A 20,669-nucleotide genomic window follows, 5' to 3' on the forward strand; every position below is an offset into this window, starting at 1 on the left:
AGAACCGACCCGATCAATCGCCGCCGCCCACACTGCTGCATTTGCGGATCGTTGGGACGTAGCCGGGAACGTTGCAACCGGGCATTACCGCCCAATAGATGGGCCTCGTGCGAGCTCCTCCTGCCCTTGGGTTTGCACGGGCACGGCGGGCTGCGTAGCCATCCGCTCGTTTAACGCGTCTACTTTTGCGAATGACGCATTTTCTGGCGTTCGCGTGGCCTCTTCGGTCTTCATGTGCGCGCGGACATGGGCCGGATCGTCCAGCCGGCCTTGCACGACGAAGACGTTTTCGCCCGCGGCAACGCGGTCGGTCTTCTGACTGAACACCACATGGTCGACGCGGGTCAGCCCGGCCTCCTTCGACAGAGCCAACAGACTCGCGCTCAGCCGTTCGCTGTCCTGATCCCACTGGCGGCCGTGTTGCTGATCTTGGGCCAGCACGAGATCTCGAATCTGTCCGTACAGCCGGTGGTCTGGGTGCGAGGGCTGCGTCGGATCGCCAGGCTTGGCAGCATCAGCCAAGACGTCGGATACCGGTTCGAGTGGGATGTGCTGGTTCAAATTAGCGCCGTTGCGCGTATGGTCGAAATGGCGAAGAACGGGCGGCGATTCGCTGCTGTCGTAATACGGCTGACGTTCTTGCGGCCGGGGATCGACCCGCAGCCCCAGCCGCTCTATGAGATCTTCTTCCAAGCCCAGTGCCGCCATGTTCAGCTGCATCCGCGGTTCGACCCCACCGACCGTTCTCGCAGCTCTTCTATCGAGGGTAATGAGTTCTTCGATCGCGTTCCGCCCGTAGTAGTTGGGGTAGTTGGATTCCTTATGCGGCCCCAACCCTACCCGGTCGGCGGACTCGGCCAGTCCTTTTTTGGACGCACGGTCGAAGTAGTTCTTTCCCATCGCCTCGATGTTCTCGGCGGAAGGCGTGACCGACCCATCATCATTGAACCTCAGCCCGGATCGCCCAAGCGGGTTCAGGCTCGACGAATTAACCGTGACAAACAGATAGGGTCGCGTACCTGTTAGTTTCTTCATACCGTCCAGGTCGAACGACGGGTTGTCCTTCTGCTTCATGCTCAACACGGCATTCCAACCGGCGATCTCGCCCTCCGCCTCATCCACGCGCGAGGCCCGAATGATCTTCGCGACAGGCTGCGTATAGTCGTTGACCGGCTCGCCGTCCCTAGCGATCTGACGCACTTCCGCCTTGAACTCGCTCCACGCCCCTTGCTTACGTTCGTGATTGAAGCCGTGCTGGATTTCGTGGCCGAAGGCGTAGACCATCGAGACCTGCTCGTACCCGCGAGGATTCGTTGCGGATATGGCTTGAAGCCGATGCGCTGGAATCAGCATGGCCTTGGCGTCGCCATCGTAGGCCGCGCCCATGCCTTGATCCCCAGCCAGAACCGTGAAGCTTTTCAGGTGCGGCTCTGGCCTGGCATTGATGGCCTCTGCGGTGCGCTGGAGCAACAGCGGCGACGCCCCCAGTGTCTGCTGCAAGTTACTGACCATCTCCTGGGATACGCGCGCAGCTCGGCCTTGACTGTCCACGTACTCGCTGTTGCCGAAACGCAGGGACATTTCCTGAAGCTTCAGCGCCGTGTGCAATGAGGCAGCCGTACCGTGCTCCGCCGATGAGAGGGCATCAGGCGGCAGCCGCATGGTCCCGCTGACGATATCCGTTCTGCCGACAAGATCGTCCTGAACAGATTCAAGAGCGAAGGAGCGCAGGGTTCCTTGCTTGGCTGCGTCGTTCAGACCTCTTAGCAGCGTCTCATCCGCCTGCAAAGATCGACGCAACTGTTCAGCTTGAGCCATCGTTATCCCAGGCTGCGCAGCGAACGCGTCGATTGCAGCATCCAGCTGCCGATTCATCCCTGCCATGCTCAGTCCGCCGAAGTGATCATCAATTGGCCGATGCACAGACGCGGCACAGCGGACTGCTCCCCAGGGGCATCCGAAGCGAGCACCGCCATCACATCGACGCGGTCGCGGCGAAAGATGTAAGCGAGCGGCTGACCTATCCCGTCTTCATCGACCCGCATCATGAAGCCATCATCTTTTAGTTTTTTAGCCACCACATCCAACTCCAACCCGCACAGCGGCTCTCCGGCCGGCGGGGCATCGCCGTCGTACGCATAGTTCAGTTCGACCGCTTTGGGTAGCTTGTCGCCACGATAGACGACGCTGTAGAACCAGGGCGAATCCGGTAATTTGATGATCAGTCCATGAGCATTACCCCGGGGCTCGTACTTCAGTGGGAGCCCGGTCTTGGCTGCTACTTCATCCACGGTCAAACCATCGGTGGTCTTCAAACCATCCAACAGTCGAAGCACCCGATTGCCGACCTCCGACGGGGTCAGCTCGGGATATTCGGCGGACGAACTCGGTCGAAACGGCTCCTTTGACGTCATGTCGTGTGGCTCCTTGTGTGGGGTGGAGGGCCTGGCCGTTGGCTCGTGCGCACACGCGCTGCCCAATACCAGGAGCGTCGCCGCTAACAAGGAGCGTGACGCACGGTGGATTGCGGAGCTCGCGCGTGCCGGGCCGAGATCCGCCTGGATCTGCTGAGGCTCGGGTGCCGGCGCAATTGCGCGAAGCGCCCTGAATCGTGCGGCCAAACGGGCCGATAATTGAAACGGACGTAACTGAAATTTGCGCATTCCATGCACCGCTCGCTTTGCAGACGAAGCGAGCATAAGCGAACCCGCCAGCAACGAACAGAGAACCAAGAGCCGTTCGCCTTCAGGACACATAGACACTCTCTGAAGTCTGGGCGGCGTAGTGCGGAAGCTGCGCATGCCCTTCCGGTAGAGTTTTCGGCACTCATGCGACAGAACTGCATCCTGCTCGCCTTCGCCGGTCGGTCCTTGAAGTGGGTTACCGCCTCGCGCTGCATGGTTTTGTTGGGCAAGGTCCGCAGTTACGCCTGGCTGGACCGCGAAGCGGTGGATGGCTGCCTGCAGCTGAGCATTCGCCTGGGACATGTCACTTCGCTCCGCGGACCGAGATCGACTCCACGCAGTAATGCGTCTCCTCGGCCTGCGTCGAGCGTGCCTGTTCGCGATAGCCGACTGACACGTCAAGCTCACCGCGGTAGAAGTGGTACTCCACCACGTTGCCGTGCATGTCGTAGGTTGGCGTCATCACGAAGCCCATGCCCTTGAGCACCGCCGCATAGCCATCAAAATCCAAGCCACAGACCGGGGCCATATCCGCACCCGGGTTGGCCGGGTTGTTGAACTCCACGCTAGCGGTTTTCCAACCCGCTGCGGGGCTTTGATAATAGTTCAGCCCGTAGTACCAGCCCGACTTGGGCTCGTGAAGGGTGAACGAGTGGACCTTGCCGGCCGATACGTACTTCAAAGGCAGGCCGGTCTGGGCAGCCACGTACCCCGGCGCCAGCGCGTCCACCGTCTTAAGCCCGTCGACCAGCTTCAGAAAGCGCCGTCCCATTTCCTCCGATGTGATCTCCGGGTAGTCGCTGGCAAGACTCGGCTTGAAAGTATCGGACAAGGTCCTAGCGGCAGATTCCGAAGACCGGTGAGCGGTCTTCGCCTTCGACGGTGCTTGCACGCAGGCCGCTAATGCGAGGCAGGCGGCGGGCAATGCGCATAGCGCAAGCCATCGCGGCGGCAATGATCGCTTCATGCGTATGGTTTGCGGCCCGTCCATGCCTGCCTAATGCCTATGATCTCGGAATCAAGGCCGAGGTTACGTCAGCCCTTGCCCCGGAAACAATGCGTATTTCGATAAACCGCACCGATAGCCGGATCTGTCTACAAAGAATCGAGAACTAAGCACACTTGCACGCCATCATTAGAGATCCGTTATTGATCAGACCTTCGCCCCAGACTATTCCAAGTCGAAACTCTGGGTTGCGCTATTCTTCAGTATCGATACCGCTGTGCAATTTGAAGCTAGTTCGGCCGTCTTCCGGATTACTAATCCGCTCCTAGATGGCGTTCAGAATAAGATCAGCTAGCGCCCTCTCACCCATGCGGCCTGCCGCCTTTCTCACTGCCACCATAAGAGCTGAGGGTGCTTCAATTTCGGCATGGAGATATAGCGAACAGCCTGTTTTGAATATGAAATGCTGTTCAAGGTGTTCTAGCTCTACGGCGACCTTCTTTGCAGGTTGGCCCAAGCTGTTTAGCTCTATGTACCGAATGACAGCCAACGTTGCTAAGTTGGTGCCAAACGTCTCAATCTCTCGATTCGGATCACCCTGCCAGCGGACTCGAACCCAGCCCTGCTCTTCATCAGGGTCGACACCGGCAGCTGCTTCATCGACCGGAAGGACTAGCGTTCCATCCGTCAGAGAACGAGCACACCAGGTATCTCCAACCTGCTCAGGCTCATACAGCGGCATCAGGTTCGCAATGAAACCTACGATTGCTGCACTCTTAGACGTCATCTTAGATGTCCTTATCTCAATGGTGCCTGCATCTTAGCCGCGCGACTTAGAAGGAGGAAATATGTGCTGCTTGATCTGCGCCAGGGTCCTGCGCTGCTGCCCTTCTGATAGCAGCCCAAAGGCGAGCACCATTTGCGCGAGCAAGTCCGAGTCTGCAAACAGGTAGGCGATCGGCACTCGCAGCTCGTCCGCGATGCGTTGCAAGATTGCTAGCTCGGGCTCGTCGCCCGGCTTTAAGTACCGGACGAATCGGGCATTTGCGAGACGGGTATTCAGGGCAGCATCCATGCGTCCAGTCCTCAGTGAGCCGGCGACTAAGGCCGGATATGTCCAGATCGGACACATCGCAACTTTCCAATATGGCAGCACCAAAGTCAACCGTTTTGGAAAGGAAAGTCCTTGCCGATTTAGTCAGACTCCGGCCATGGATACTTTCGGTTCCAGGTTGCGAGGCCTGCGCGAAGCGCGCGGCTGGTCTCAGGAGAAGCTGGGCTTCGAACTCGAAGTCACGGGCGCGACTGTCTCTAAGTGGGAGACCGGGCGGGCCGAGCCGAATCTGGGACACCTTGAGCTGTTCCTGCAGGTGTTCGCCCAGGACAACGTGACGCTGGATTGGCTGATCACGGGGAAGAAGTCCGGCTCGGCGAAGACCGATAAGGCCCGCAAAGCCAGTGAGCCTTCCCCCCGGGCGGCGGACAGTCAGGACGAGCAGGCATTGCTAGCCCGCTACCGTCGACTGCCGGCCAAGAAGCAGAAGATGTTGCTTGGCCTGTTGGAAGACTAAACACCTCTCCGCCCCGCATCGGACGCAACCATGGCGAAGCCCCAGTGATCGACCTCCCTTTTGAAGTTGGTGCGCTGTATCACCGCGGCAACGAAATTCATGGCTTGCTAGGGGGCCAACGGCAAGGCGGCATCTCCACGCCGAAGGACCAGCCCTTCATCATTGCCTTCACCGGCGAGGCCGGTAAGTCGCACGGTTATGACGACTTCTGGGATGACGAACGCGTCTTCCACTACTTTGGCGAAGGCCAAAGCGGCGACATGCAATACACCAGCGGCAACTGGGCCATTGAGAACCATGTAGCCGACGGCAAGCGACTGCTGTTGTTTCAGATGATGGGACGGGGCAAGCCGTATCGTTACCTCGGCGAGTTCGTCAGTCAGTCCTCCTATCTGAGGCCCAACACACCGGACACCGGCGGCTCTTTGCGTACCGCGATCGTCTTTCGCCTCGTCCCGGTTGAAGACGGCGCCTTCTTTGCCGGTAATAAGATCGCGGAGCCCCAGGCCCCATATCAGACGCTCGACAGTACGGTTTCTTCGCAGCTGGTTGAAGTTCGCAACAAGCAGACGCTGTTCCGCAGGCGTCTGCTCGGCATCGAGAAGCAGTGCCGGCTCACCGGCATTCAAGATCTGCGCTTCCTTCGCGCCAGCCACATCAAGCCGTGGGCCGCCTGCACGAGTGGCGACGAACGCACCGACGCCCACAACGGCGTGCTGCTGACACCGCAAGCCGACCTGCTGTTTGACCGCGGCTGGATCACTTTCGAAGGCAAGGGCAGCCTCATCGTTACCAGCGACCTGCCGGCCGACGTGATAAAGCGGTTTGGTTTGAACCTGCGCCAGGGGCGGAACTGCGGCTTGTTTAGCGAGAAGCAGGGGGCTTACCTGGATTACCACCGCACGCAAGTGTTTGAGCGGCGCTACAAGGGGAGCCTCGATCCCATCGATGACCTCATGGGTGACCTAGTCGGCTCAATGCCCTGAAGTTGGGCGGATCAATCGCCGCTCTCGCCTCCGCTACCACAACCGCAAATCGAAGGGCCATCTTCCGAGTAGGCACCGTCGCCGGGGTATCGGTTCGGGTCGTGTTGCGAGAGGGCTAGACCGACCTCGCATGCGTCGGTCCTCGCCAAGTGCACGCACACCGCGGCCCCGATGAGCGGCAACAACCAGATCAGGGCGAGCTGCCATCGCCGTTGAGCGGCCGAGAACCCGCCGCTGCGCAGCACCACCCAGGTCGCCGCCAGGTTGAGCATCACCAGGATGCCCAACACCGCTGCCTGCCATCCCATAGCGTCACCTCGATCAGGCCGATCCGATGCGCGCACTCTCGCTGTCGGCCGGGCGGCCGTCCATAACCCGAAGGCACTGCCCTGCCCGCTCGGTTTGCCCAGGTCAGGCCTTGCTGCGGGTGGCGACCGACTCGGTCAGCCGGGCCTTGAGGTCGGCCACGGCCTTGCGCTGCTCGGGTTTGGACAACAGGCCCAAGGTCAGGATGGCCTCGGCCATGGTGTCGGTTTCGGCGTAGAGGAAGGCGAGCGGGACGCCCAAGGCCTCGGCGATGCGGCGCGCGGTCGCCAGATCGGCGTCATGGACCGCCTTCTCGTAGCGGTTTATCCGCACGGCGGCGGTTTCTTGCGGCAAACCCACAGACATACCCAGCTCCTTCTGAGTGAGCCCGGCATCTTCCCTGGCCTGCTTCAAGCGCTGGGCAAAGATGGAGCGGGCGTCTACTTCGGTCTGGGCCATGTGGAGAAGGATGGCTTCAAACCGCTAGAGCGTAAATTACGTTAAACGTAATTTAATGTCTAGCTTTAGTGGATCTCTGACCGCGCTTTAAGGCTTTCATTCGAAAACATAGCGCGAAAGATGCTCAACCGGGCTGGATCTTCCCGATGGTGAGGCAGCCCCACGAAGGGGGTTGACGAATCGTAAATTTTGCACACAATAGGTTGACGATCACTGGATATCGCACAAACATGGCCATCAAGAGACCCTCCGATTTCCACCCAGGCTTGAAGGATGAGTATTTAACTCAGGTAGCTAACTGGCTGCTGGAAGAGTGGTATGCAACCGAAGATGACCTAATTCGGGAAACAGATACCTCTTACACCAGAGGCACAACCCGATTTGGCCGTCAGTTACAGCGAATCGTGAACGAATATTTGTCAGGCCAGCACGACTGGCTTGGAATTGAGAATGGCAGCCTTGATCTCGTCTTCTCGATTTCTGGAATTCCGTGCCGATTTAGTAATGACAGTCTTGAGGCTCCGACTAAAAGAGCAGTACTGCAGGTTCACCCATATCAGATGAGCTTAATTGAAGATGCGCAGCCTGGGCAGGCTGTCAGATTCTGCTTCGTAATTGACCAAGGGTTTGGTGAAATCATAGAACCGAGGGCTGAACTTCTTGGCTTCACCGCTTCTGGTAATTTGGCTTGTCGCTGGCAATCTGGGACCCTCGATCGCACGCTGATTGATATAAAAGCACCTCGCCCTGAAGCTGTTGAAGTCACCAAGCCGATGGTCACACCTAAGCGGCGAGATTATGACGTAGGTGACGATATCGATACATCCGCAGGACAATGAAAAGCATTCTAGGCTCCAATATTCGTCTCGCGCGATTACTTCACGGATTATCTTTGGCGGATCTAGGGGAGCGACTTGGAAAATCGAAACAATATTTAAGCCGTATTGAGACCGGAGCGGAACAGGTTTCCGCTACTCTCGAAAGAGACTTGGTTGATGAATTAGGAGTTCTTCCTGCATTCTTTCGGCATCTTGATCCGATGCCGATTACTGAAGAACAATGTCATTTCAGAAAACAACTCACTACCAAGGTGGCATTGCGTCAATATGCACGTGCGCGGGGTGAGCTTCTAAAACGCTTAGTTTGTGTTTTAGACAGGCACCTTGAGCTGCCCTCATATAATATTTTGGAGACTGAACCCACCTCCGAAGAAGCGATAGAGCGTGGCGCAGAAAGATGCAGGTCATTATGGGGCTTAGGATACGGCCCAATTAGTAATATAACGAGAATTGCTGAGAATGCCGGCGCTGTAGTTATGCGGGTTAACGGACTGGCGGCAGAGGTTGATGCCGTTTCATTTGCCACCCAACGCCCTGTAATCGCTTTGAATGGCCAGGGAAAATCTGCTTGCCGCGCTCGCTTTGGTATTGCTCACGAGCTGGGGCACTTTGCTCTGCATACAGGAGTGCTAACCGGAGATCGGCTGACTGAAACTCAGGCCAATCGCTTTGCCAGCGCACTCTTACTCCCACGATCATCTTTTCTCGCCGAAAGCCATCGGGTTCTTCGCAGATCTAGACTTAACTGGGAAGGGATTAGTGAATTGAAAATTCGCTGGGGTGTTTCTAAAGCCGCTCTTTTGTATCGTGGAAAGCAACTTGGCGTTTTCTCCGATGATCAAATGCGATCGGGCTATATCACTCTTAAGCGGCATGGAGAGGCCATTGAGGAAAATGAAGACAGCCTCATCCCCCAAGAAACTCCTGAAATTGTTTCAGAAGGCATCCAAGTCCTTTCAGAACAATTATCCATTCCAATTGCCGCAGTTTCACGTGAAATGCATGTACAACCAAAGCTTTTAAATGATTTACTTGGAATCAGCGAAACCAATTCGACCACAAACGTAGTCAATCTTTTCAATTAGTCGCTTATCAATATCCGCGACTTGGGACTGAAGAACGGCATGAACCAACCCAAGTAACCACGCCAATCTCCAGACCACAAAAAGGCCAAGCTCATAACTTATGAGCTTGGCCTTTTGCATTCGACTTAAGAGAGACGAATATTACAAAGAACAGCTCCAATTAACTAAGCCTTTGAACTTGGCACTGTCGCCTCTTCTATTTCTGGCGCATTTTCTCTAAACCAAACAAATATTCTCTCATCAAAATATGAAATTGACTCTATCTCCGCTGTAGGGATAACTCGGATCCAATCTTCTTTGGGAAGCACGCCAATCTCGTCTTCGAGCTTCGCGAGAGTCTCTCGGACAGTCCCAAGCTTTTTTTCAAGCATCGTTACAAGCTTGGTCTTGGTTTGAGCTGCCGCGTCTTCAAGGGCTTTAATATTCCGAATGGAATCATTTAGGGTCCCCATATACCCTTTTAGCTCGGTCAGCTTCGCCCCAGGATAAACACTCCATTGATCTCTCTTAGGAAATCTACCCAGCGTGGTCCTAAACAAGGAGTATTCCGTTAAAACTTCGATATAAGAGGTATCAACATGAGGGCGGGGAGGAACTCTATATACGAAGCCTATATAGACTCGCCCGGACTTCAAGCTTACTACGACCTTCTTTTGCTCAGTTACTGCACGAATAAGCAATTGCTGCAGCGGATCGCCAATTTTGCGAATCAGAAAATTGATTGTCCAGTTCCAACCACTCCGAACAACTACACGATGCCATTTATTTTTATTCCATGAGATACAGAGCAAACCATTAAGCGCTAGAGCAAAAACTAGCGACAGCGCCACGCAAGATATCAATGCCCCGGGATAATCTACAGGGAAAATCTTCTGAGCTCGGAGCCCCAACGGACCATAGGATAATGGCCAAATAGCATCTATGAGGGAATCAATAATCGGATAAACTAGAGCGGTCACAAGGCCAAAAAAAATGCCAATTGTCGCAGCAAAGAAAAATAACCTCTGCCCATCGAACTTCGCACTTATAAACCTTGTTGGGTAAAAAATTAAAGTAAATAAAAAGCCGCTCACTAGGAGCGGCAGTATGATTAACGCAATATTCGATGTCGACATAATCCTTATGCCGCCTGCAATTTTTCATCCATAAAATTAAGCAGGGCATCCCCTCTGCCTGGCGGAATAAAAACAGAGTCAAGATCTAAAGTGGCGCCGCCAAAAAAATCAAACCTGGCGCCCTCCTTAAGACGACTCGTCCGCGCAAGATCGAAAGCTTGCCGGAGAATCTCAATTTCATCCGAAGAAAGCGTGGCTATCCAGTCCTTGGGGAAAATATGCTCTATGTCAGTTGTCATGTTGAGCTCCAGCCGCACCGTCACTTAGTTAGGTCGTATACGCCAATTCATCACGCAGAGCAACTATCAGCTCTGTGTAGTGAATACGCCGTTAGTCATCTGCCAAAACTACTTTGGCAGATGATCGCCTCAAGGGCTGAGACTCAAACCCCCAACGGATTCGGCTTCTCCACATCGATCTTGTATTGCTTGATCGCCCTGGCCACATCCTTCCCAGTCATCTTCCCTTCCGCCGCCAAGGCCGCGATGGCGGCGTGGGCGATGTAGTAGCGGTCGACTTCGAAGTGGCGGCGCAGGTTGGCGCGGGTGTCGCTGCGGCCGAAGCCGTCGGTGCCCAGCACGGTGTAACGCATCGGCACGAAGGCGCGGACTTGTTCCGGGTACATGCGGATGTAGTCGGTCGCGGCGATCGCCGGGCCTTGGCGGCCTTCCAAGAGTTCGGTGATGTAGGGCTTGCGCGGGGCTTTGGCTTCCGGGTTGAGGCGGTTGTAGCGCTCGGCGTCGGTGGCGTCGCGGGCCAGCTCGTTGAAGCTCGGGCAGGACCAGATGTCGGCGGTGACGCCGAAGTCCTTGTCGAGCAGTTCGGCCGCGGCGATGGCTTCGCGCAGAATGGTGCCGCTGCCGAGCAGCTGCACGCGCAGTTCGCCCTTCTTCGGCTTGCCGGCGTCCTTCAGCAGGTACATGCCCTTGATGATCCCCTCGGCGCTGCCCTCGGGCATGTCCGGGTGGGTGTAGTTTTCGTTCATCAGGGTGAGGTACCAGTATTCGTCGCGCTGCTCGGTCAGCATGCGCTGCATGCCGTGCTGGAGCAGGGTCACCACCTCATAACTGAAGGTCGGGTCGTAGCTGCGGCAGTTCGGGATCAACCCGGCCTGGACCATGCTGTGGCCGTCTTCGTGCTGCAGGCCTTCGCCGTTGAGCGTGGTGCGGCCGGCGGTGGCGCCCAGCAGGAAGCCGCGCGCGCGCATGTCCGCGGCCTGCCAGGCGCTGTCGCCGATGCGCTGGAAGCCGAACATCGAGTAATAGATGTAGAACGGCAGCATCTGCAGGTCGTTGGTGCTGTAGCTGGTGGCTGCCGCCAGCCAGGACGAGAACGCGCCGGCTTCGGTGATGCCTTCTTCCAGCACCTGGCCGGTGGTGTCTTCGCGGTAGTACATCAGCTGGTCACGGTCGACCGGCTTGTACTTCTGGCCGTGCGGGGCGTAGATGCCGAGCTGGCGGAACAGGCCTTCCATGCCGAAGGTGCGGGCTTCGTCGGCCACGATGGGCACGATGCGCGGGCCGACCTGCTTGTCGCGCAGGGCGATGTTGAGCGCCTGCACGAACGACATGGTGGTGCTGATTTCGCGCTCGCCGGTGCTCTTGAGCAGGCGGTCGTAGGTTTCGAGCTTGGGCACTTCGAGCGCGGTGCTGGCCTTGCGGCGGCGCTGCGGCAGGAAGCCGCCGAGGGCCTTGCGGCGCTCGAGCATGTATTCGACTTCCGGCGACTTCTCGCCGGGGTGGAAGAACGGCACGGCGCCGTCTTTGAGCTGCTCGTCGCTGACCGGGATGTTGAAGCGGTCGCGGAACAGGCGGACGGCTTCGTCGTCCATCTTCTTGGTGCCGTGGGTCGGGTTGAGCGATTCGCCCGACGCGCCCATGCCGTAGCCCTTGACCGTCTTGGCCAGGATCACGGTGGGCATGCCCTTGGTGTTTACCGCCTCGTGGTAGGCGGCGTAGACCTTGTGCGGGTCGTGGCCGCCGCGGTTGAGGCGCCAGATGTCGTCGTCGGACAGGTTGGCGACCAGCGCGGCGGTTTCCGGGTATTTGCCGAAGAAATTGTCGCGGGTGTACTTGCCGCCGAAGGCCTTGCAGTTTTGATATTCGCCGTCGACGGTTTCCATCATCAGCTGGCGCAGCTTGCCGGTGGTGTCGCGCGCGAGCAGTGGGTCCCAGTAGCTGCCCCAGACGGTCTTGATGACGTTCCAGCCGGCGCCGCGGAACTGGCCTTCCAGCTCCTGGATGATCTTGCCGTTGCCGCGCACCGGGCCGTCGAGGCGCTGCAGGTTGCAGTTGATGACGAAGACCAGGTTGTCGAGGCCTTCGCGGCCGGCCACCGAGATGGCGCCGAGCGATTCGGGCTCGTCGGTTTCGCCGTCGCCGAGGAAGGCCCAGACCTTGCGGTCGGACTTTGGCATCAGGCCGCGGCCTTCCAGGTATTTCCAGTTGCGCGCCTGGTAGATGGCGCTGATCGGGCCCAGGCCCATCGACACCGTCGGCACCTGCCAGTAATCGGGCATCAGCCAGGGGTGCGGGTAGGAGCTGACGCCGCGGCCGTCGACTTCCATGCGGAAGTTGTCGAGGTGCGATTCGCTCAGGCGGCCTTCGAGGAAGGAGCGCGCGTAGATGCCGGGCGAGCTGTGGCCCTGGATGCCGATGAGGTCGCCGGGGTGGTCGCCTTCGGGGCCGCGCCAGAAGTGGTTGAAGCCGACGTCGTACAGGGTGGCCGCCGAGGCGAAGCTGGCGATGTGGCCGCCGAGGTCGCCGGGCTTGCGGTTGGCGCGCACGACCATGGCCATGGCGTTCCAGCGGATCAGCGAGCGGATCCGCCATTCCATCGCGGCGTCGCCGGGGCTCTTGGCCTCCAGGTGCGGCGGGATGGTGTTGATGTATTCGGTGGTGGGCTGGAACGGCAGGTGCGCGCCGGCGCGGCGCGTGACTTCGACCATGCCTTCGAGCAGCTGGTGCGCGCGCTCGGCACCGTCGCGGGCGATGACGGCCTGTACGGACTCGACCCACTCCTGGGTTTCGGTCGGATCGGGGTCGTTCTGGAGCAGGTCGTGCAGAGAGCTGGCAAGCGGCTGATTCATCGATCTCGCGGCCCCGTGGCCGCGCCTCAAAGGTGGGGGACGGATTAGAGCACCGAGTCTAACAAACGGTGACGGGGTTACGGCTTGCGGTGGCGGCTGTAAACGGTGGAATAGTCCGTTTTGGCTAGGGGTGTGCTTGGGTTGGCGGGTGGCTGGGGATCGGGTTGACGGGCCGTGGATGGGGCGGCCTGGGATACGCGGGCGTGTGGTTGGGGGCGGGGTCGCACTTGGTGTATGAGGGCGGTCGCCTGGACAGGCGCGGGCATGTGAGGTCGCGCGGTCGCGGCTTACGCCGCTCCTACATGGGGCTGCGCACCAGCTTTTTGTAGGAGCGGCGTGAGCCGCGACCGGCGAAGCGGGGTTACGGCGGATGGATGCAGCGGGTTGGGGCCAACGACGCCGCGACCGGTTATGGCGCCCGATGCCGCCACACAGCGGCTCGGGTCGCGGCTTACGCCGCTCCTACAGGGGTGGGCACCGGCTTTTTGTAGGAGCGGCGTGAGCCGCGACCGGCGAAGCGGGGTTGCGGCGGATGGATGCAGCGGGTTGGGGCCAACGACGCCGCGACCGGTTATGGCGCCCGATGCCACCACACAGCGGCTCGGGTCGCGGCTTACGCCGCTCCTACAGGGGCTATTCGGCGACACAGGGCATGGGGTGGCGCAGCACGCGCTGTCGGCGGGACGCCTTCGATCCATAGGGCGCCCCAATGAGGGTAGTCGCCCACGCGACGCACGAGGCCGGCGCGGAGCGGGTTGGCGACCAGGTAACGGGCAGCCGTAAGCAAACAGTCGTCATGACGCAAGGCGCGGTCGTGATACGCCGGGGCCCAAACGCTGCACGCGAGCGGTAGTACGAAGCGCACCTGGCGCGCGGTGTTCGATTTCAAACGCCGCATGAGATCCGGCAAGGTTTCCCATGCGCCGAGTTCGACCAAGCCGTGCCAGTGGTCGGGCATCAGCACCCACGCCAACAGCCGCGAGCGCGGCCACAGGCGCATATCGAGCAGCGCGTCGGTCGCCGCAGTGGCCAGACGTGGGTCGGCAAACAAAGCTCGCCGGCCGTCAGTGACCGACGTGACCAAATAAATGCCTTGGGTTTCGGAGCAACGCCCGCGACGGAGTGCGGCGTGTCCAGGAGGGCGCGGTGGAGACGGGGTCATGCGATACAGCGTCGTTGCCCGTCGCCAGCGCAGGTATCGGATGCGGGGTCGTCGTGAGGTCGGGGTTTGCCGCGAACTGGGGTCGCGGCTCACGCCGCTCTTACAGAGAAACCGCGGTGCCGCCCCTGTAGGAGCGGCGTAAGCCGCGACCGTCATCCTCCTGCTGCGCGATCATCGACGGCGATACATCTCTCTCCACGCCACCCTCAACCCGGAGCGCTGCGCAACACCACGATGCCGGCGACGATCAAAGCCACGCCGCCCAGGCGCAACGGGGTGATGGATTCGCCGAACAGGATCGAGCCGATCAGCACGGTGCCGGCGGCGCCGATGCCGGTCCACACGGCGTAGGCGCTGCCAACCGGCAAGGCGGTCAGGGCGCGGCCGAGCAGCCAGACGAAGGCGATCAGGGCGACGATCGAGGCCGCGGTCCACCAGGGTTTGGTATAGCCCTGCGACAACTTCATCGTCAGCGCCCAGGCCACGTCGATCAGGCCGGCAGCGATCAGCATGGTCCAGGCGACGGAGGGTTTGATCGCTTCGCCGATCATGGCGCTTTCTCGCGGCGCAAGGCTTCGGCGACGCTGTCGCGGGCGCGCACGCGCTCGAGGTAGGCAGCCAAGGCGGGGTACGGGTCGAGCGCGATCTTCAGCGGGCGGGTCCAGTCGACGATGGTGAACAAGTACGCATCGGCGACGCTGAAACGCTCGCCCAGCAGGTAGTCGCGATCGGCGAGGTGGCGCTCGACCACGGCCAGGCGCTTGGCCAGGCGTTCGCGTGCGACGTTGGCGGCCTGTTCGCCGTATTCGGGATGGAACAGCCAGGGGCTGAAGGTCTTGTGCAGTTCGGAGCTGATGAAGTTCAACCAGCGGTGCAGTTCGTCGCGCTCGGGCGTGCCCACCGCGGGGGCGAGGCCAGCCTCGGGCTTCAGGTCGGCCAGGTGCAGCAGCATCGCCACGCCCTCGGTGAGCACGCGGCCGTCGTCGAGTTCCAACACCGGCACGTAGCCGAGCGGGTTGATCTGGCGGAAGTCGCGGCCGTCGGCGACGACGACCGGGTCGGCGCCGATGCGCACGCGGCGCAGTTCGGCGTCGAGACCGAGTTCGCGGATGGCGATGTGGGGGGCGAACGAGCAGGTGCCGGGGGTGAAGTAAAGTTTCATGAGCGCACTCCGTTGGGATGGCGCTACTTTCGGCGTCCGCCGCGGCGGCGCCAACACGGCGAACCGACAAGGATTGCTTGCACATGCGACACGAACGATTGAGCCTGGACGACCTGGAGCTGGTGCGCGCGATCGGCGCGCACGGCAGCCTGACCGGCGCGGCCAAGGCCTTGGGGCTGGACCATTCGAGTGCGTTCCGGCGCCTGGCCGCGGTCGAGGCGCGGGTCGGTGCGGCGCTGTTCCGGCGCAGTCGCCGCGGCTATACGCCGACCGATGCCGGCGAGCTGACCATCGCCAGCGCGCAGCGCGTGCTGGCCGAGACCGAGCGCCTGCAGCGCGAGCTCGCCGGGCGCGATGCGCGCACCGAAGGGCGCATCCGCATCACCTTGCCGGACACCTTGGCGCCGGTGGCAGCGCGCATGTGCGCGGCGTTTCGCGTCGAGCAGCCGGGGTTACGTTGCGACCTGGTCGTGGCCAATGCGTTCCTGAGCCTGCAGCAGCAGGATGCGGATGTGGCGCTGCGGGCGAGCGTGTTGCCGCCGGAGGGGTTGTCGTCGCGCAAGGTCGCGGCGATTTCGATCGCGGCCTATGCGGCGGCTGGACGCGGCGGCGGGCGCGGTGCCGGGCGCGGCAAGACCACGCTCGACGAAGCGGCGTTGGCGCAAGGCGATTGGGTCGCGCTCGACGAGAGCCTGGCGCATCTGTCGTCGGCGCAGTGGTTGAGCGACCGGGTGCCGGCCGAACGCATCGCGATGCGGGTCAATACCCTGCCGGCGGCGTTGGCGGCGTGCGAGGCGGGATTGGGACGGGCCTTGTTGCCGTGTTATCTGGCCGATGCGTCGCCGGCGGTGCGGCGGATTTCGGCGCCGTTGCCGCAGGTACGGGCGGATCTGTGGTTCGCGACGCATCCGGATCTGCGGCGCTCGGCGAAGGTGAAGTTGTTGCGGGAGTTTGCGTTGCGGTGGTTGCCGGGCGAGGTGGCGTTGGAGTGAGGCGGTTGATCGGCGCGCGGCCCTCACCCCAACCCCGCTCCCGTGAACGGGAGAGAGGATTTGTCGCGGCGTGACCGGGGTTGGGTGCGGGATACAGCAATACAGAATGCGGGGATGTAGCGGCGATGCGCGGGTGTTTGATGTGGCGCCGCGAGCGTTCGCTTTCGCGGTCGCGGCTCGCGCCGCTCCTACCCTGTACGCGGCTTTGGGGTAGGAGCGGCGCGAGCCGCGACCGCGCCAATCAATTGCCGATGCAAACGAAGCACTGAAGCAAATCCCCCTGCCCCCTTTTCCAAAGGGGGGAATAGCACGGGGCTAGCAGGGAACGGCGCGGCGTTGTGTTCCGTGTAGGAGCGACGCGAATCGCGACCAGGAATTTGCGCTTCCTGGGTAGGAGCGGCGCGAGCCGCGACCACGCAAATCAATCGACGATGCAAACGAAGCATTGCGGCGAATCCCCCCGCCCCCTCAACAAAGGGGGAACTGCGCGGGGATGCGTGGCTGTCGCAGCGCCGGCTGCGTCATCGACGCAGCCGACGGTTACCGCGAAACGCGGCTCAGGTGCCGCCGACTTCGCCCAGGCCTTTGCGCTCGGATTCGCGCGAGGCGCGGATCTGGGCGTCGACGGCGGCGATCGCGGTCATGTTGACGACGCGGCGCGGGGTCGAGGCCGGGGTCAGGATGTGCGCCGGCTTGTCCAGGCCCATCAGGATCGGGCCGATGGCCACGCCGTCGGTCATCACCCGCACCATGTTGTAGGTGATGTTGGCGGCGTCGAGGTTCGGCAGCACGAACAGGTTGGCGCGGCCGTGCAGGGTCGCGTTCGGGAAGATGCGCTTGCGCAGTGCGTCGTCCCAAGCCGTGTCGGCCTGCATTTCGCCGTCCATCTCGAGCTTGGGCTGGCGCTGCTTGATGATCTGGCGAACCTTGCGCATCTTCGCCGCCGACGGGTTGTCGTGGCTGCCGTAGTTGGAGTGCGACAGCAAGGCGACCTTGGGCTCGATGCCGAACAGCTTGAGGCGGTAGGTCGCCTGCAGGGTCGCTTCGGCGATCTGCTCGGCGGTCGGGTCGACCTGCACATGGGTGTCGAGGAAGAACCAGGCGCCCTGGTCGTTGATCACGCCGGTCATCGCCGAGGTGCCCGACACGCCCGGGTCGAAGTCGAAGATGCTGCGCATGTAGCCGAGCTTCTTGTGGAAGCGGCCGACCAAGCCGGAGATCATCGCATCGGCCTCTCCACGCTCGACCATGAGGGCAGCGATCAAGGTGGGACGCGAACGCAGCAGGTTCTTCGCCGCCGCCGGGGACACGCCGCGGCGCTCGGTCAGGGCGTGGTACTGCTGCCAGTAATCGTTGAAGCGCGGGTCGTCGTTGATGTTGGTCAACTCGAAGTCCACGCCTTCGCGCATGCGCAGGCCGAGGCGCTGGATGCGGGTTTCGATGACGTCGGGGCGGCCGATCAGGATCGGGTGGGCCAGTTCCTCGTCGATCACCGTCTGCACCGCGCGCAGCACGGTCTCTTCCTCGCCTTCGGCGTAGACCACGCGCTTGCGGTCGGCGCGGGCGCGGTCGTAGACCGGCTTCATCAGCAGGCCGGTGCGGTAGATGTATTGGCTGAGCCGTTCCTCGTACTCGTCCATGTCGACGATCGGACGCGCGGCGACGCCGGAGTCCATCGCCGCCTTGGCCACGGCCGGGGCCAGCATGACCAGCAGGCGCGGGTCGAACGGGCGCGGGATCAGGTACTCGGCGCCGAAGGTCGGCACGTCGCCGCCGTAGGCGCTGCCGAGGTCGGACGATTCCATGCGCGCCAATTGGGCAATCGCGCGCACGCAGGCCAGCTTCATTTCTTCGTTGATGACGGTGGCGCCGACATCGAGCGCGCCGCGGAAGATGTACGGGAAGCACAGCGCGTTGTTGACCTGGTTCGGATAGTCCGAACGGCCGGTCGCGATGATGCAGTCCGGACGCACGGCCTTGGCGTCTTCGGGCAGGATTTCCGGGTAGGGATTGGCCAGCGCCAGGATGATCGGCTTGGCGGCCATGGTCGCGACCATCTCGGCCTTGAGCACGCCGCCGGCCGACAGGCCGAGGAACACGTCGGCGCCGGCGACGATGTCGGCCAGGGTGCGCTTGTCGGTGTCGCGGGCGTAGCGGGCCTTGTCCGGGTCGAGGTTGGGGCGGCCGGTGTAGAGCACGCCGTCGCGGTCGACCGCGAGGATGTTCTCCGGCTTCATGCCCAGGGCGACCAGCATGTCGAGGCAGGCGATGCCGGCCGCACCGGCGCCGCTGGTGGCCAGCTTGACGTCTTCGATCTTCTTGCCGACTACTTCCAGGGCGTTGAACACCGCGGCGCCGACGATGATCGCGGTGCCGTGCTGGTCGTCGTGGAACACCGGGATCTTCATGCGCTCGCGCAGCTTGCGCTCGACGATGAAGCACTCCGGGGCCTTGATGTCTTCGAGGTTGATGCCGCCGAAGGTGGGCTCCAGCGAGGCGATGATGTCGACCAGCTTGTCGGGGTCGCGCTCGTCGATCTCGATGTCGAACACGTCGATGCCGGCGAACTTCTGGAACAGCACGCCCTTGCCTTCCATGACCGGCTTGCCGGCCAGCGGGCCGATGTCGCCCAGGCCGAGCACGGCGGTGCCGTTGCTGATGACCGCGACCAGGTTGCCGCGGGCGGTGAGCTCGCTGGCGGCGTTGGGATCTTCGACGATGGCCTCGCAGGCGTAGGCCACGCCCGGCGAATAGGCCAGGGCGAGGTCGCGCTGGGTCACCATCGGCTTGGTCGCGGTGACCTTGATCTTGCCCGGCGGGCTGAGGCGGTGGTAGTCGAGCGCGGCGGTTTTCAGATCGTTGTCGGACATCAGGGAATGGCTGCCGTGGCAAGGGCGCGAGGAAAGGTGGACTTGCAGTCTAAAGGATCGCCGACGCGGATTCGCGCGACCGCGGTGGCGAAAGCCTTAGTACTTTGGAGTTGTACCCGCACGACGGTGCGGGCGCTTTGCCGAACCCGGCGCGGGCCGGCCGCGACGGTCGGGCGCGGCAGCGAACCGACGCCGGCGTATGGGCGGGCCGGCTCGAGGCCGACGGGCCTAAGGCGAACCCGGTCACGGTGCATCGGCGGCCTGCTTGCGTCCGGGCTGGACCGTGCTGCGCCAGGCCTCGAGGAACTGGCGCCGCTTGAGCGCATCCAGATACACCAGCAGACCTGGCCCGAGCGGGATCGGGCGCAGGGCGCGCACCCGCGCGCCGTCGCGCGCATGCGGCGACAGCGGCGCGCCGTTGGCGGCGCGGATCGGCTGCAGGCCGACTTGCTGGGCCAGCATGGCCTGGCCGCGCGGCGACAACAGGTAATCGAGGAAGCGCCCGGCCTCGGCCGCGTTCGGCGCGCTGCGCGGGATCAGCGCGGTGCGCAGCAGGACCAGGGTGTAGTCCTCGGGCAGGACCATGCCGAGCGGCGCGCCGGCGTCGATGCGGGCCTGGGCGTAGGAGCCGAGCACGTTGTAGGCCAGGGCGAGTTCGCCGCGGGCGACGCGGTCGAGCAAGGCGCCGGTGCGCTCTTCCAGGCGCACGCGGTTGTCGCCGAGCGCGGCCTGCAACGCGCCGGCCATGCTGCCGAGCTGATGATCCTGGGTCGCCAGCAGGTAGCCGACGCTGCTGCGGGCGACGTCGTAGGTGCCGACCCGGCCGGCCAAGGGCGCGGCCGGGTCGCGCAGCAGGGCCAGCAGCTGTCGGCGCGTATGCGGCACCCGCGCCGCCGGCAGCAGACGCTTGTTGTAGACGATGACGATGGGTTCGTAGCTGATGCCGAAGGCTTCATGGCGCCAGTGCGACCACGCCGGCAGGCCGACCGTGGCCGGCGAGCGGTGGGCCAGCGCATGGCCGTCGTTGGCCAGCTTGGTCTGCAGGTCCATGCCGCTGCTGATCAGCAGGTCGGCAACGCGGCCGCGGCCGGCGGCGAGGTGGCGGGTGTAGATGTCCTGGGCGACGAGGTCGGAATACTCGACTTCGGTGCCCGGATGCAGGCGCTGGTAGTCGGAGATGACCGCGGCGAAGTTCTCGATGTCGGTCGAACCGTGGATGCGCAGGCGCGCGGTGGTGGTCTGCGGCGATTGGAAGATGCGGATGTCGCCGGGGGCGGCGTGGGCTGGGGCGGGGGCGAAGAACGAGTTCAGAAGAGTGAGGAACGAGTACAGGCAAAAGCAGCGCGCGGCGCTGTAGCGCGAGGCATCCCGCTTTTTCTCGTTTCTCATTTTTCTCGACTCGTT

Annotated in this window: 20 protein-coding genes; 5 read left to right on the plus strand and 15 right to left on the minus strand. The window is 61.8% G+C overall.

Annotated elements, in window-relative coordinates; all coding sequences use genetic code 11:
• Positions 1-84 precede the first annotated feature (84 nt).
• The 5 genes from GLA29479_RS11180 to GLA29479_RS25245 all read right to left on the minus strand — a co-directional run bounded on the left by GLA29479_RS11180 (position 85) and on the right by GLA29479_RS25245 (position 4,705).
• Positions 85-1,875: an XVIPCD domain-containing protein gene (locus GLA29479_RS11180; RefSeq protein WP_144436463.1), complete on the minus strand. Its 1,791-nt coding sequence runs from the start codon at positions 1,873-1,875 to the stop codon at positions 85-87.
• 11 nt (positions 1,876-1,886) lie between these two features.
• Positions 1,887-2,414 carry a hypothetical protein gene (locus tag GLA29479_RS11185; protein WP_057919286.1) on the minus strand — a complete coding sequence of 176 codons (528 nt, stop codon included), beginning with the start codon at positions 2,412-2,414 and terminating at the stop codon, positions 1,887-1,889.
• A 574-nt stretch (positions 2,415-2,988) separates the two neighbouring features.
• Entirely contained in the window at positions 2,989-3,516 is a 528-nt protein-coding gene (locus tag GLA29479_RS11190) for a hypothetical protein (RefSeq protein ID WP_057971617.1), read from the minus strand.
• A 439-nt stretch (positions 3,517-3,955) separates the two neighbouring features.
• On the minus strand, positions 3,956-4,417 hold the full coding sequence (locus GLA29479_RS24495) for a hypothetical protein (protein WP_144436464.1): 462 nt from the start codon (positions 4,415-4,417) through the stop codon (positions 3,956-3,958).
• Between the two features lie 33 nt (positions 4,418-4,450).
• Positions 4,451-4,705 carry a hypothetical protein gene (locus GLA29479_RS25245; RefSeq protein ID WP_057971618.1) on the minus strand — a complete coding sequence of 85 codons (255 nt, stop codon included), beginning with the start codon at positions 4,703-4,705 and terminating at the stop codon, positions 4,451-4,453.
• On the opposite strand from GLA29479_RS25245, the gene GLA29479_RS23680 reads away from it, so the two are divergent.
• Together GLA29479_RS23680 and GLA29479_RS11205 are read left to right on the plus strand one after the other, a co-directional pair.
• Entirely contained in the window at positions 4,704-5,201 is a 498-nt protein-coding gene (locus tag GLA29479_RS23680) for a helix-turn-helix domain-containing protein (RefSeq protein WP_169795644.1), read from the plus strand. The genes GLA29479_RS25245 and GLA29479_RS23680 overlap by 2 nt on opposite strands.
• A 44-nt stretch (positions 5,202-5,245) precedes the next feature.
• Positions 5,246-6,187: an HNH endonuclease gene (locus tag GLA29479_RS11205; RefSeq protein ID WP_057971620.1), complete on the plus strand. Its 942-nt coding sequence runs from the start codon at positions 5,246-5,248 to the stop codon at positions 6,185-6,187.
• 11 nt (positions 6,188-6,198) lie between these two features.
• Here GLA29479_RS11205 and GLA29479_RS11210 read toward each other — a convergent pair whose 3' ends face one another.
• Both GLA29479_RS11210 and GLA29479_RS11215 read right to left on the minus strand, forming a co-directional pair.
• Positions 6,199-6,495 (minus strand): hypothetical protein, encoded by a 297-nt coding sequence (locus GLA29479_RS11210; protein ID WP_057971621.1) that lies wholly within the window; start codon positions 6,493-6,495, stop codon positions 6,199-6,201.
• A 103-nt stretch (positions 6,496-6,598) separates the two neighbouring features.
• Positions 6,599-6,952, minus strand: a complete 354-nt coding sequence (locus GLA29479_RS11215; protein WP_057971622.1) for a helix-turn-helix transcriptional regulator — start codon at positions 6,950-6,952, stop codon at positions 6,599-6,601.
• Between the two features lie 230 nt (positions 6,953-7,182).
• Between GLA29479_RS11215 and GLA29479_RS24500 the strand changes: the two genes are divergently transcribed.
• Together GLA29479_RS24500 and GLA29479_RS23685 are read left to right on the plus strand one after the other, a co-directional pair.
• Positions 7,183-7,791 carry a hypothetical protein gene (locus tag GLA29479_RS24500; protein ID WP_144436465.1) on the plus strand — a complete coding sequence of 203 codons (609 nt, stop codon included), beginning with the start codon at positions 7,183-7,185 and terminating at the stop codon, positions 7,789-7,791.
• Positions 7,788-8,876: a helix-turn-helix domain-containing protein gene (locus GLA29479_RS23685; RefSeq protein WP_082638547.1), complete on the plus strand. Its 1,089-nt coding sequence runs from the start codon at positions 7,788-7,790 to the stop codon at positions 8,874-8,876. The genes GLA29479_RS24500 and GLA29479_RS23685 overlap by 4 nt, the downstream gene beginning before the upstream one ends.
• 164 nt (positions 8,877-9,040) lie before the next feature.
• Here GLA29479_RS23685 and GLA29479_RS24505 read toward each other — a convergent pair whose 3' ends face one another.
• The 6 genes from GLA29479_RS24505 to gstA all read right to left on the minus strand — a co-directional run bounded on the left by GLA29479_RS24505 (position 9,041) and on the right by gstA (position 15,403).
• Entirely contained in the window at positions 9,041-9,991 is a 951-nt protein-coding gene (locus GLA29479_RS24505; RefSeq protein ID WP_144436466.1) for a cupredoxin domain-containing protein, read from the minus strand.
• Positions 9,992-9,996: 5 nt separating this feature from the next.
• Positions 9,997-10,230, minus strand: coding sequence for a hypothetical protein (locus tag GLA29479_RS24510; RefSeq protein ID WP_144436467.1), 234 nt, complete (start codon positions 10,228-10,230; stop codon positions 9,997-9,999).
• A 143-nt stretch (positions 10,231-10,373) separates the two neighbouring features.
• Positions 10,374-13,079 (minus strand): pyruvate dehydrogenase (acetyl-transferring), homodimeric type, encoded by a 2,706-nt coding sequence (gene aceE, locus GLA29479_RS11220; RefSeq protein WP_057971623.1) that lies wholly within the window; start codon positions 13,077-13,079, stop codon positions 10,374-10,376.
• A gap of 613 nt (positions 13,080-13,692) precedes the next feature.
• The gene (locus tag GLA29479_RS23690; RefSeq protein WP_345775654.1) at positions 13,693-14,397 is read right to left on the minus strand and encodes an REP-associated tyrosine transposase; all 705 of its coding nucleotides are present in this window, start codon (positions 14,395-14,397) and stop codon (positions 13,693-13,695) included.
• A gap of 50 nt (positions 14,398-14,447) precedes the next feature.
• Positions 14,448-14,792 carry a DMT family transporter gene (locus tag GLA29479_RS11225; protein ID WP_057971624.1) on the minus strand — a complete coding sequence of 115 codons (345 nt, stop codon included), beginning with the start codon at positions 14,790-14,792 and terminating at the stop codon, positions 14,448-14,450.
• Positions 14,789-15,403 (minus strand): glutathione transferase GstA, encoded by a 615-nt coding sequence (gstA, locus tag GLA29479_RS11230; RefSeq protein WP_057971625.1) that lies wholly within the window; start codon positions 15,401-15,403, stop codon positions 14,789-14,791. The genes GLA29479_RS11225 and gstA overlap by 4 nt, the downstream gene beginning before the upstream one ends.
• 83 nt (positions 15,404-15,486) lie before the next feature.
• Here gstA and GLA29479_RS11235 point away from each other — a divergent pair, with 83 nt between their 5' ends.
• Positions 15,487-16,395, plus strand: coding sequence for a LysR family transcriptional regulator (locus tag GLA29479_RS11235; protein WP_169795645.1), 909 nt, complete (start codon positions 15,487-15,489; stop codon positions 16,393-16,395).
• A 557-nt stretch (positions 16,396-16,952) separates the two neighbouring features.
• Here GLA29479_RS11235 and GLA29479_RS11240 read toward each other — a convergent pair.
• Complete coding sequence (locus GLA29479_RS11240; protein ID WP_057919296.1) at positions 16,953-19,265, minus strand: NADP-dependent malic enzyme; 2,313 nt, start codon at positions 19,263-19,265, stop codon at positions 16,953-16,955.
• A 243-nt stretch (positions 19,266-19,508) separates the two neighbouring features.
• On the minus strand, positions 19,509-20,654 hold the full coding sequence (locus GLA29479_RS11245) for an ABC transporter substrate-binding protein (protein ID WP_082638550.1): 1,146 nt from the start codon (positions 20,652-20,654) through the stop codon (positions 19,509-19,511).
• Positions 20,655-20,669 lie beyond the last annotated feature (15 nt).

The sequence above is a fragment of the Lysobacter antibioticus genome (genome assembly GCF_001442535.1).
GTDB classification, from domain to species: Bacteria; Pseudomonadota; Gammaproteobacteria; order Xanthomonadales; family Xanthomonadaceae; genus Lysobacter; species Lysobacter antibioticus.